The 13,838-nt window shown below is 61.9% G+C and carries 1 protein-coding gene (only partly in view); it reads left to right on the forward strand.

Annotation, left to right across the window (positions count from 1 at the left end):
- Positions 1–13,804, forward strand: the end of a protein-coding gene (locus GN300_RS20110) for a non-ribosomal peptide synthase/polyketide synthase (protein ID WP_374229176.1). It extends 14,969 nt beyond the left edge of the window; 13,804 of the gene's 28,773 nt are visible here — the last part of the coding sequence; its start codon lies off the left edge, out of view; it ends in the stop codon at positions 13,802–13,804.
- The last annotated feature ends 34 nt before the right edge of the window (positions 13,805–13,838 follow it).

Genomic DNA, 13,838 nt, shown 5'->3' on the forward strand with positions numbered 1-13,838 from the left:
GGCCGCTGAGTTGTCGTTGCGGTGGGTTGTTTTCGGCGGCGAGGCGCTCGAGCTGCGTCGCTTGTCGGATTGGTACGGCCGCCGCGGTGACTTCGCGCCGACGTTGGTGAACATGTATGGCATCACGGAGACGACGGTGCATGTGAGCCATCGTGTGTTGGATGCTGCGTTGGCGGCGGATGCGTCGGCGAGTGTTGTGGGTCAGGCTATTTCGGGTCTGCAGGTGTTCGTGCTCGATACGCGTTTGGCTCCGGTGCCTGTTGGTGTCGCGGGTGAGATGTATGTCTCTGGTGTTCAGTTGGCTCGGGGTTATCTGGGTCAGGCGGGGTTGACGTCGACGCGGTTTGTGGCGAATCCGTTCAATGCCGGCGAGGTGTTGTACCGCACGGGTGACGTCGCGTCGTGGAACAGCGCTGGTGATTTGGAGTATCTGGGTCGCGCGGATGATCAGGTGAAGATCCGTGGTTTCCGGATCGAGATCGGTGAGATCGAGTCTGCGGTGTTGGCGGATGTGTCGGTGGCGCAGACGGCGGTGGTCGTTCGTGAGGATTCTCCGGGTGATCAGCGGTTGGTGGCGTATGTGGTTCCGGCTGCGGGTGTGAGCGTTTCGGTCGACGATCTTCGGGTGTCGGTGGGTTCGTTGTTGCCGGAGTACATGGTGCCGTCGGCGTTTGTGGTGTTGGATTCGATTCCGTTGACGGTGAACGGGAAGTTGGATCGTCGGGCGTTGCCGGTTCCGTCGTTGCAGGTTGCGGTGTTCCGTGCTCCGACGTCGGTGGTGGAAGAGGTTGTTGCGCAGACGTTTGCGGATGTTCTGGGCGTCGAGCGTGTTGGTTTGGATGATGATTTCTTCGCGCTCGGTGGTAATTCGCTGATTGCGACGCAGGTGACGTCTCGGTTGGGTCAGGCGTTGGATGCTTCGGTGTCGGTGCGGGAGTTGTTCGAGGCGTCGACGGTGGAGGCGTTGGCTGCTCGTTTGGGTTCTCATGTCGGTGGCGGTTCACGTGCGGCGTTGACTGCGCAGGTGCGTCCGGTTCGGGTGCCGTTGTCGTTGGCGCAGCAGCGCATGTGGTTCCTCAACCAGTTGGATACGAGCTCGGCAGGGAACAACGTCCCGGTTGCGATAACTCTCACCGGAGAGCTGGACGTCTTGGGGCTGGAGCAAGCGGTCGCCGACGTTATCGGCCGTCACGAGGTTCTGCGCACGGTCTACCCCGAGGTCGACGGCGTCGGCTACCAGAAGATCGTTGCACCGGCTGATGTCGACGTGAACCTCGCGGCAACCTCGGTCTCGGATTCGGAGATCGTTTCCGAGGTAACGAACTTCGTAGCGGCAGGCTTCGACGTGACGGCCGAGGTGCCGTTGCGCGCCAAGCTTTTCCAGATCAAGGCCGACGAGCACGTTCTGGTATTCGTGGTGCATCACATCTCGACCGACGGTTTCTCGATGGGCCCGTTGACCCGCGACGTCATGACCGCCTACTACGCCCGAACCAACGGCCAGGCTCCGACCTGGACGCCGTTGCCGGTGCAGTATGCCGATTACTCGTTGTGGCAGCGTGAGGTTCTCGGGTCCGAGGACGATCCGCAGTCCGTCATCGCGCAACAGATCACTTACTGGGCGCAAGCACTGGACGGCGTGCCCGAACAGTTGAATCTTCCGGGCGATCGGGCTCGGCCGGCGGTATTCTCCGGTCAGGGAGCGACATTCGAATTCTCGATCGGTCAGGAATTGCATGAGCGGCTGATCAGCGTGGGCCGGGAACACAATGCGTCGATGTTCATGGTGGTCCATGCGGCTCTGGCGTCGCTTCTCGCTCGTCTGTCGGGAACAACGGACATCAACATCGGTGCACCGATGGCCGGGCGAGGTGAATCCGAACTCGACGATTTGATCGGAATGTTCGTCAACACCCTGGTTTTGCGTACCGAGGTTGATCCTTCGGCGGCATTCACAACACTTCTGGCCTCGGCTCGGGAAACCGACCTTCAGGCGTTCGCGCACTCGGACCTTCCGTTCGAGCGGCTCGTGGAAGTGCTGGATCCCGTTCGGTCGAGGGCACATCACCCGCTGTTCCAGGTGGCATTGGCATTTCAGAACCTGGGGCAGAACTCGTTGGCTCTGCCCGGTCTGACGGCGGCCGAGTTCGAAATCGACGAGACCGTGGCCAAGTTCGACCTGCAGCTCACGATCAGTGAGGTATCAGAAGGGCTGTCGGCGACGTTCACGTACGCGACGGATCTGTTCGACGAATCGACCGTCCGCGGATTCGCCGCACGATTGATGCGCATTCTGAACGGAATTGCGACGGACCCCGCAACTTCAGTGGGTGACATCGAAATCCTCGACGCGTCCGAGCGTGAGGTTCTGACGAGTCAAAGGGCTTCGTCAGGAGTAGCGCAGGCGCCGTTGGCCGAGATTCTTGCCGACGCTGCTGCGCGCTACCCGGACAACGTCGCTTTGCGCTACCCCGGCACGGCGCAGGCCGCGGCCGGTAGGTCCATGACGTATTGCGAGGTCGACGAGTGGTCGTCGAAGCTGGCCCGCGTTTTGATCAACCGTGGTCTCGGGGCTGAAGATCTTGTGGCGGTGTCGATTCCGAGATCCGTCGAATCGATACTCGCGGTCTGGGCAGTGTCGAAGACCGGGGCAGCGGTCGTTCCGATCGATCCGCACTATCCGGCAGACCGTATCGCGCACATGCTCAGCGACTCGGGTGCGAAGGTTGGCCTCACCCTCGACGTCGAACGTCCGAATCTCGCCGACGACGTCGAGTGGTTGGTCGTGGACGGACCGCTCGGCGAACAGATGATCGCCGGAGTGTCCGGAGCGCCAATCGATGCCGAGGAACGTGTCCGTCCACTGACGACTGCTCATCCGGCTTGGGTCATCTACACCTCCGGCACGACAGGACTGCCGAAGGGCGTTGTCGCAACCAACGCGGGACTGGCGAGCTTCAGTGTCACGCAGGCCGCGCATTACCTCGTGAAGCCCACCTCGCGGACATTGCACTTCGCGTCACCGAGTTTCGACGCGTCGATGCTCGAGTTGTTCCTCGCGGTGGCCACCGGCGCGACGATGGTCATCGTCCCGCCTGGCGTGTACGGCGGCGACGAACTGGCTGAGGTGTTCCGTAGCGAACGAGTCACGCATGCGTTCATCACACCCGCTGCCCTGGCGTCGATGGACCCGAGCGGCCTGGACGACCTGACGGTGGTAGGCGTGGGTGGCGAAGCGTATTCGCCGGAACTGATCAGCAAGTGGACGACAGGGGACGGATCGGCCGCGTCGGCTTCGGCTCCCAGGACATTCCTGAATGTCTACGGCCCGACCGAGACGACGATCGTGACGAACGTCAGCGTTCCGCTTCTGCCCGGTGACCGAATGGACATCGGCGCCACGATCGGTGACATGGCCGCATTCGTCCTGGACACACGACTCAATCCAGTTCCACTGGGAGTCTCGGGCGAGCTGTATCTGTCCGGTCCTCAGGTGACCCGCGGCTATCATCGTCGTCCAGGCTTGAGTGCCGATCGATTCGTGGCAAACCCGCACGGTAATCCGGGCGAGCGAATGTACCGAACCGGTGACGTGGTGCGCTGGGTCGCTGGAACGGCACCCTCCACCTACGCCGTGGAATACGTGGGCCGCAACGATTTCCAGGTCAAGATTCGCGGTTTCCGTATCGAACTGGGCGAAATCGATGCATCGCTGACGGCACACCCCGAGGTCGAGTTCGCTGCGACGATGGGTACGACCCTGCCGTCGGGTGCCCCGGCGCTGGTGTCGTACGTGTTCACCGGAAAGCACGCTTCGGTCACTTCGGCGGAATTGATCGAATTCGTCTCCAGAACCCTTCCGGCCCATATGGTTCCGGCTTCGGTCATGGTCTCCTCGGACATGCCGCTCAGTCCGGCAGGCAAGCTGGACCGAAAAGCGCTCCCAGCACCGGTTTTCGAGACCAAGGAATTCCGCGCCCCGGTCACCGAGATGGAACAAATCCTGAGCGAGATCTTCGCGGACGTTCTCGGCCTGGATCGCATCGGCACCGACGACTCGTTCTTCGCTCAGGGCGGCGACTCGATCATGTCCATCCAACTCGTCTCTCGTGCGAAGGCACGTGGGGTCGTATTCGCACCCAGTGACGTCTTCGAGAGCAAGACTGTCGCGGCATTGGCCGAAGTGGCGAAGTATGCCGCCGACGTCGAGGCCGCGGTGGTGCTCGAGGAGTTGCCGGGCGGTGGAGTCGGCTGGATGCCGTTGACGCCGATCGAACGATTCATGGTCGAGCGCGGTGGCAGCTACAACCGATTCACACAGACGATGACTCTCGAGCTTCCACTCGGAGTGCAGCGAGCCGACATCGTGCGAACACTCGCTGCAGTCGTCGACCACCACGACATGTTCCGCTCGCGGCTGATCTCCGACGGTCGCGGATGGGGGATGTCGGTCTCCGAGCCCGGAACCGTGGACGTCGAGGATCTGCTCAGCCGCGTCGATGTCGACGCGGCTGCGGACGAGTCGACAATTGTTCTCACGGCTTCCAAGGGCCTCGACGAGGCTCTCGGCCGGTTGAATCCGGCGGACGGCGTAATGGTTCAGTTCGTGTGGGTCGACTTCGGTCCCACTCGCACCGGGCGCTTGATCATTGCTGCACATCACCTGATCGTCGACGGGGTTTCCTGGCGAATCATCGTTCCGGATCTGGTGTCGGCTGCGGCTCAGATGGCCGGGGCGAGCGGAGCGACGGGGGATGTAGCCGGAACGACGGGGGATGTTGCTCTCGAGCCGACCGGTACGTCGATGCGACGCTGGGCTCATGCTTTGTCCGAAGAGGCCCATCGGGATTCGCGTGTGGCCGAGCTGGATACGTGGCGGAAGGTGTTGCAGACACCGGACCCGGTGCTGGGTAAGAGGGCGTACGACTCTGCCGTCGACGTTGCGGCAACGGTTCAGCGGATAAGCGTGACGGTCCCCACTCAGGTGACGGAGACTCTGTTGACCACGCTGCCGGAGGTTTTCAACGGCGGCGCCAACGACGGCCTGCTCGCTGGACTGGCACTCGCGCTGATCGAGTGGCGTCGCCGAGCCGGAATCGACTCGACGTCTGCTTTGCTGCAACTCGAGGGCCACGGTCGCGAAGAAGCCGTGATTCCTGGCGCGGATCTGTCAAGGACCGTTGGCTGGTTCACCGCTGCCTTCCCGATCAGTCTCGATCTTTCCGAGGTAGATCTGGGTGACGCTTTCGCCGGAGGTGATTCGGCGGGACGCGCGATCAAAGCAGTGAAGGAACAGCTTCTGGCGATCCCGGACAAGGGCGTCGGGTACGGACTGCTGCGCTACCTGAACGAAGACACGCGCGCAGTGCTTTCTCGCTTCGCCGGGGGACAGGTCAGCTTCAACTACCTGGGACGAGTTGTCGCCGAGGATCTTCCGGCAGGCGTCGAGGGACTCGGGTGGCTGCCGGCCGGCGATTTCGCCAACGTGTCGGCACCCGAAGACGTCGACATGCCCGCAAACAAGGTCGTCGACATCAATGCGATCGTCAACGACGGCGCAGACGGTGCTGTTCTGGAGGCCTCTTTCGCATACCCCGTCGGTGCCATCGACGGCGAGAGTGTCGAGACATTTGCACAGATTTGGGTCGAAGCACTGACTGCCCTGGCGGAGCATTCTCGCTCCGTCGGAGCCGGTGGACTCACACCGTCCGACGTGCCGCTTGTCTCCGTGAGCCAACGAGATATCGACGGCTTCGAGAATCGATTCGGTACGGTGACCGACATCTGGCCCCTGGCACCGCTGCAGTCCGGTTTGCTCTTCCACGCGATGTTGGCAGAATCCAGCGTCGACCTCTACTCGGTGCAGATGATTCTCACTCTGTCCGGGAAGGTGGATGCCGACCGCTTGCGCACTGCAGCACAGGGAATCATCGACCGTTATGCGAACCTGCGAACGGCATTCACGGCCGACGACGACGGAACGCCGGTCCAGATAGTCCTCGAAGACGTTCCAGTCCCGTGGCGGAACATCGATCTCAGCGATATTGCGGCCGTCGACCGTGAGGCAGCTCTGAACGAAGTTTTGACGGCTGACCAGGCGACACACTTCGACATGGCGTCACCGCCGTTGATTCGGTTCACCTTCGTCACCATGGCGGAGGGGGACTATCGCTTGGTGGTGGCGAATCACCACATTATTCTCGACGGTTGGTCGGTGCCACTGCTCTTGCAGAACCTGTTGGCGCTGTACGCGACGCGTGGTGACGACTCGGTTCTTCCGCGTGTGCGTAGCTATCGCAATTACCTGGCGTGGCTTGTCGATCAGGATCGTGATCGATCACTCACAGCCTGGGCGGATGTGCTTTCCGGCGTCGAAGAGCCGACGCTGCTTGCTCAGGTCACAGGCGGACAGGAATTCACCGCGCTGTCACAGAAGCTGAACGTGTCGATGTCGTCGGAGACAACCGCGGCGCTCACCGCTCTGGCCGCACGACTCGGGGTCACCGCCAACACGATCGTGCAGAGCGCGTGGGCGGTCCTGCTCGGTGCGTTGACCGGAACCGACGACGTTGTCTTCGGTGCAACAGTGTCCGGCCGGCCACCGGCGCTCACCGGCGTCGAATCGATGGTCGGGTTGTTCATCAACACCCTCCCCGTGCGGGTGCGCCTCGACGCCGGGGAGTCCGTCGAAGAATTGGTTGCCAGGGTCCAGATCGAGCAGACGAGAATGCTTGATCATCACTATCTCGGTTTGACCGATGTCCAGAAAGCAGCGGACGTCGGAACACTGTTCGACACGTTGGTTGTATTCGAGTCGTACCCGGTCGACCGTGAGGGCCTCGCCGCACAGGCGGATGTTCTCGACGGAATGATGATCGACGACATCGCCTCGGACGATTCCACGAACTACCCGTTGACCCTGCTGATCGCACTCGACGAGCAGTTGCACTTGACGCTGCGGTACCTACCGGACTTCTTCGATGCCGACTACGCAACTGCGTTGCTGGACAGAGTTCTTCGACTGCTCTCCTCCGTAGCCACCGATCCTTCGGTGCGTGTTGGTGACGTTGATATTTTGGATTCTGTTGAGCGTTCGTTGGTGCTCGAGGGGTGGAATGACACGGCTCGTGAGGTTGCGGGTGTGTCGGTGTTGGACGGGTTTGTTGCGCAGGTGGCGGCGTCTCCGGATGCGGTAGCGCTCTCGTTCGAGGGGCAGTCTCTGTCGTATGCGGAGTTCGATGCTCGGGTGAATCGCCTTGCGCGGTATTTGGTTTCGGTGGGTGTGGGGCCGGAGTCGTTGGTGGGCGTTGCGGTTCGTCGGTCGGTTGATTTGTTGGTTGCGGTTTACGGTGTGCTCAGGGCTGGTGGTGGGTATGTTCCGGTGGATCCGGATCAGCCTGCGGAGCGTAATGGGTATGTGTTGGCGGCGGCGTCGCCGGTGTGTGTGGTCAGTACTTCTGATGTTGGTTTCGATGCTGGTGTGGTGCCGGTGGTCGAGGTTGATGTTGTTGATGTGTCTGGTTTTTCGGATGCTCCTGTCTCGGATGTGGATCGGGTTGCGCCGTTGCGGTCGGGGAATACGGCGTATGTGATTTTCACGTCGGGGTCGACGGGTCGGCCGAAGGGTGTGGCTGTCAGTCATCGCAGTGTGGTCAATCAGGTGTCGTGGTTGGCGGAGCGTTATGCGGTGTCGGGTTCTGATGTGGTGTTGCTCAAGACTCCGGTGACGTTCGATGTGTCGGTGTGGGAGTTGTTTGTTCCGTTGGCGGTGGGTGCTCGGTTGGTGGTGGCTACTCATGACGGTCATCGGGATCCGGGGTATTTGGCGTCGGTGGTGGCGGCGGAGTCGGTGTCGATGGTCTCGTTTGTGCCGTCGATGTTGGAGGTGTTCGTCGATCAGTTGGTCGACACGTCGGAGGCGACGATTTCGCGTCTCGGTGGTGGTGGGTTGGGTTCGTTGCGGGTGATTTTCGCGGCGGGTGAGGCGTTGCCGGCGTCGGTGGTGGGTCGGGTGTTGTCGGTGTTGCCGTCGGTTGAGGTTCATAATTTGTATGGTCCGACGGAGTTCACGGTGCATGCGACGGCGGCGGGTCCGCTCGATGGTGTGGGTGTGGTGGTGCCGATGGGTGCTCCGGTGTGGAATTCGTCGGTGTTGGTGTTGGATTCGCGGTTGCGTCCGGTGCCGGTGGGTGTTGCGGGTGAGTTGTATTTGTCGGGTGTGCAGGTCGCTCGTGGGTATTTCGGGCGGGTGGATTTGTCGGCGGAGCGGTTTGTGGCGAATCCGTTCGGTGGGGTGGGTTCGCGGATGTATCGCACGGGGGATGTGGTGCGGTGGATCGGTGTGTCGGGTGAGCTCGAGTATGTCGGTCGTAGTGATTTTCAGGTGAAGTTGCGTGGTCAGCGGATCGAGTTGGGGGAGATCGAGGCTGCGGTTCGGGATCAGGTGGGTGTGGGTTCTGTTGTGGTGGTGGTGTGGCGTGATCAGTTGGTTGCGTATGTCACTGCTGCGGTGGGGTCTTCGGTTGATGTTGATGTGGTGAAGGTGGGTGTGGGGGAGCGGTTGGCGTCGTATATGGTGCCGTCGCAGTTTGTGGTGTTGGATGCGTTGCCGCTCAATGCTTCGGGGAAGTTGGATCGGAAGTTGTTGCCGGAGCCGGTGTTCGAGGTTGCGGTGTTTAGGGCTCCGGTGACGGCGGAGGAGGAGATCGTTGCGTCGGTGTTTGCCGAGGTGTTGGGTGTTGATCGTGTGGGTCTCGATGACGATTTCTTCGAGCTCGGCGGCAACTCTCTCAACGCCACTCGCACGATCAAACGAATCGCCGATGCTCTCGACACCGAACTTTCGGTTCGAGTTCTGTTCGAAGCATCCACGGTGCAGGATCTCGCAGCGCACGCCGAAAGCCGGACCGGGTCGGGTGGGCGAGTCGCGCTGACCGCGGTCGAGCGGCCAGAGCGGATTCCGCTTTCGTTGGCGCAGCAGCGTATGTGGTTCCTCAACCGATTCGACGGGAGTGCAGCGGCATACAACATCCCGATGGCGCTGCGCCTTCAGGGCGATCTTGACGTCTCGGCGCTGAGCGCGGCGATTTCTGATGTGATCGGGCGGCACGAATCACTTCGAACCGTCTACCCGGAAATCGGAGACGGTCCGGTGCAGGTCGTCAAGCCCGTGTCGAGTTGGTCGGACGAAATCGTCGCAGAACCGACTGGCGTGGACGAACTCGAAGGTGAGTTGGTCGCGCTGGCGTCGACGCGCTTCGACGTCACACGCGAGATTCCGATTCGTATCCGGTTGTTCCAGTTGGCTTCCGACGAATACGTACTCGGTGTCGCGATTCATCATATTTCCGCCGACGGTTCCTCGATGGCACCGTTCGCTCGGGATGTCGTGACCGCATACGCCTCGCGGGTTGCCGGGTACACACCGTCCTGGGCTCCTCTCGACGTTCAGTACGCCGACTACAGCCTGTGGCAGCGAGAGGTGCTGGGCAGTGAGGAAGACGCGGGATCTATTGCTTCGCAGCAGATTGCGTACTGGAGCAATGCTCTTGCCGGGCTGCCTGATCAGCTTGCACTTCCCGCCGACCGGCCGCGCCCCGCGACGCAGTCCTTCCGCGGCGGTTACCTGCACTTCGATATCGATGCAGAGTTGCATGCTCGGTTGAGCGGTCTTGCCAGGGCAAATAATTCGACGCTGTTCATGCTCACGCACACTGCGTTCGCGATGTTGTTGGCTCGACTGTCCGGAACCGAGGACATCGCGGTGGGTACACCCATTGCAGGACGTGGTGAGCGGGCACTCGACGATCTCATCGGCATGTTCGTGAACACCTTGGTGTTCCGTACGCAGATCGACAGCGGCACGCCGTTCCTCGACCTGCTCGGACGTGTCAGGGAGACCGACCTTCAAGCATTTGCACATTCGGACGTTCCTTTCGAGCGACTCGTGGAGGTGCTCAACCCACCGCGTTCGACCGCTCGTCATCCGCTCTATCAGGTCGGCTTCCTCTTCCAGAACATGGAAACCGGAGGGCTCGAGCTTCCGGGGCTCACCGTCAAGGGCGTCGATATCGACAACGGGGTCGCGCAGTTCGATCTTCAGTTGATCGTCAGTGATCGGTACGACGCGAACGGATCTGCAGCCGGCATCACGTCGATGTTCAGCTACGCGCATGATCTGTTCGACGAGTCGACCGTGCAGGACTTCGCCGATCGATTCGTGCGATTGCTCGCGGAGATCGCGTCCGATCCGTCGTTGACCGTCGGCGACTTCGCGCTGCTGGATTCGTCCGAGAGCGACCGGATCCTGAACCGCTGGAACGAGACCGATCACTCCGTCCCGGGAGTCACTCTGGTCGAACTGTTCGACGAGCAGGTCGGTTCGAACCCGGGTGCGGTGGCAGTGATCGCAGGGAACACGTCGCTGACCTACGCCGAGTTCGATGCACGTGTGAACCGTCTCGCACGCCATCTGATTGCAACCGGTGTCGGTCCGGAGTCGTTGGTCGCGTTGGCAATCGAGCGATCGGTCGAACTGCTGGTCGCCATGTACGCGGTGGTGAAGGCAGGTGGTGGATACGTACCGATCGATCCGAACCACCCGGCGGACCGCATCGAGTACGTGTTGACCATGGCAGATCCGGTCTGCGTCCTCACTGCCTCGACCACTGCGAAGAATCCGGCGTTCGGTGATTCCGTGATCGAGGTGGACACGATCGATCTCGCGTCCTACGCGGAAGCGACGGTTACCGATGCGGATCGGATTGCTCCACTGCGAGTGGGCAACACCGCCTACGTGATCTTCACGTCGGGATCGACGGGGCGACCGAAGGGCGTCGCGATCTCGCATCAGGCGGTGGTCAACCAGATTCTCTGGAAGCGCGATCAGTACAGCCTGGACCGATCCGATGCGATGGTGCTCAAGACCGCGGCAACGTTCGACCTCTCGGTCTGGGAGTTCTGGTCGGCACTGACTTCCGGTGCACGACTGGTGATTGCCGAACCCGAAGGTCACAAGGACCCGAGCTACCTGCTCGACCTGATGACCCGGGAGAAGATCACGACGCTCCACGTGGTGCCGTCGATGCTCGCGATGTTGCAGTCGGCATCGGAAAATGGCCTTCCGGAATCACTTCGTCAGGTGCTTGCGATCGGTGAAGCGTTGCCGGCCGCGACCGCGACCGAGTTCGCAGAACTCAGCGACGCGCAGTTGGTGAATCTGTACGGTCCGACCGAAGCCGCCGTCTCGGTGACAGCGCACGTCGTCGGTTCGGACGATACGACCTCGGTGCCGATCGGTGCCCCCGAATGGAACACGCAGGTGTTCGTGCTCGACACGCGTTTGCATCCGGTCCCCGTCGGAGTCACCGGGGAGCTTTACCTCGCCGGTGCCCAGCTTGCTCGCGGCTATCACGGTCGCGCGGATCTGACGTCGGAACGATTTGTGGCCAACGTCTTCGGTGACGCGGGTTCGCGGTTGTACCGCACGGGCGACCTCGTCCGGTGGACGGAGAACGGCGAACTCGACTACGTGGAGCGCGCCGACTTCCAGGTCAAGATCCGTGGCTACCGCATCGAACTCGGTGAGATCGAAGCGCTTCTTCGCAAGCAGGCCAGCGTGGACTCCGCTGTGGTGGTGGCCAAGTCGGATGCGCGTATCGGTGATCGACTTGTCGGCTACGTCGTTCCTCAAAGCGGGGAAAGCATCGATGTCGAAACCTTGAAGCGGACTCTTGTGGCTGAGTTGCCGAGTTACATGGTGCCGGCGGCATTGATGGTCTTGGACGAACTACCGCTCAACATCAACGGCAAGGTCGATCGCAAAGCCCTGCCCGACCCCGAATTCGAGGCGACCGAATTCCGTGCGCCGACCAACCCCGTCGAAGAGATCGTGGCGGGTGTGTTCGCTGACGTACTCGGTGTGGCGAGGGTCGGACTCGACGACGACTTCTTCGAGCTCGGCGGAAACTCTCTCGTCGCGACGCAGGTCGTGTCGAGGCTGGGTGAGGCGTTGGACGCGCAGATTCCGGTCCGCGTGATCTTCGAGGCGTCGACTGTCGGGGCATTGGCGTCGAGGGTTCTCGAACACGCGGGATCTGGTGGCCGCCCACCGTTGGTGGCTCAGGTGCGTCCGCACGAGATTCCGCTGTCGTTGGCGCAGCAACGTATGTGGGTGCTCAATCAGTTCGACAAGACCTCGGGTGCGTACAACATCCCCGTCGCGATCCGGCTGTCCGGCGCACTCGATGTCGACGCACTTCACTCAGCGGTGTCGGATCTGATCGAGCGTCACGAAGTGCTCCGGACGGTATACCCGGACCGGGGCAACGGACCGGTTCAGATGATCCTGCCTCGCTCCGCAGCGGCGGTGGGACTGGAAGTGATCGCAACCGACGAAGCGTCGGTCGCCGAGCAGGTGGCTGACACAGTTCGCGAGGGCTTCGATGTCACGACAGCCGTTCCGTTGCGAATCCGTCTCTTCGAGGTCGACGAATCCGAGCGGGTCCTCGTCGTTGTCATTCACCACATCAGCGGTGACGGCTTCTCGATGGCTCCGTTGATCAGAGACACCATGGTTGCGTACACCGCACGTACCGGCGGGGAGACCCCGGAGTGGGCTCCGCTCGAGGTGCAGTACGCCGACTACACGCTGTGGCAGCGTGATGTCCTCGGATCGCCGGAGGACGCGGACAGTCAGCTGGGCCGTCAACTCGCGTACTGGGTGAACGAGCTCAAGGGCACTCCGGAGCTTCTGGAACTGCCGACCGACCGGCCGCGGCCGGCGCGGGCCAGCATGCGCGGTGCGGAATTCGAGTTTGCCGTCGATTCCGAGACCACGGACCGGCTCGCGACGATCGCACGGGAGCAGAACTCGACAGTCTTCATGGTGGTTCACACTGCCCTGGCCGTGCTGTTGGCGAAGATGAGTGGATCGAACGACATCGCAATCGGTACGCCGATCGCGGGTCGAGGTGAGCGGGCGCTCGACGATCTTGTCGGGATGTTCGTCAACACGTTGGTCTTGCGAACGGAGATCGCGCCTGCTTCGACGTTCGTCGACGTTCTGGCACACGTGAAGGACAAGGACTTGTCGGCATTCGCCAATGCCGACGTACCGTTCGAGCGGTTGGTCGACGAACTGGGGCGAGAGCGCTCTCACGCATACTCGCCGCTCTTCCAGGTCATGCTCACCTTCCAGAACATGGCTCTCGGTACGTTCCAGCTCCCGGGCCTCGAGCTCTCTGCGGTCGACAACGGTTTCGACCAGGCGATGTTCGATCTGCAGCTCACCGGTATCGAGCAATTCGACGATGCCGGGGTGCTGTCCGGGCTGAGGATGCGTTTCACCTATGCGACCGACCTGTTCGACGAATCGACCATCGCGCTTTTTGCGGCGCGATTCGGGCGGGTGCTCGAAGAACTGGTGACCGATCCCGGGGTCGTGATTCGCACGATCGACATCGTGACCGAGCAGGAACGCGAGGAAGCGAGCGCTGCCGAGCCGAAGTCCGCGGCGGACCTACCCGAACTGGCAGCCGCAGCGGCGGCCGCCGATCCTGAGGCAATTGCGTTCACCCACGGTGATCAGGCTGTCACCTTCGGTGAGTTGTCGACCAAGCTCGTTGCCATGCGTACCGCCATGGGGGCTGCTCTCGCCCCCGATGCTCTGGTTTCTGTGTCGCTCGCCGGACTTGTTCCGGGCATCCTGCCGGCACTTGGCGTCGACGGTCTCGCCACACTTGTGAGCTCGGTGATAGCTGACGCACAGTCGGTGTCAGCGGGCCGTGGGGGTACGGCCGGGTAACATTCAGTATTTGCCCAGTGAACGCCTCCGGCCG

This window comes from Rhodococcus sp. Ni2, assembly GCF_021352185.1.
Classification (GTDB): domain Bacteria; phylum Actinomycetota; class Actinomycetes; order Mycobacteriales; family Mycobacteriaceae; genus Rhodococcus_F; species Rhodococcus_F qingshengii.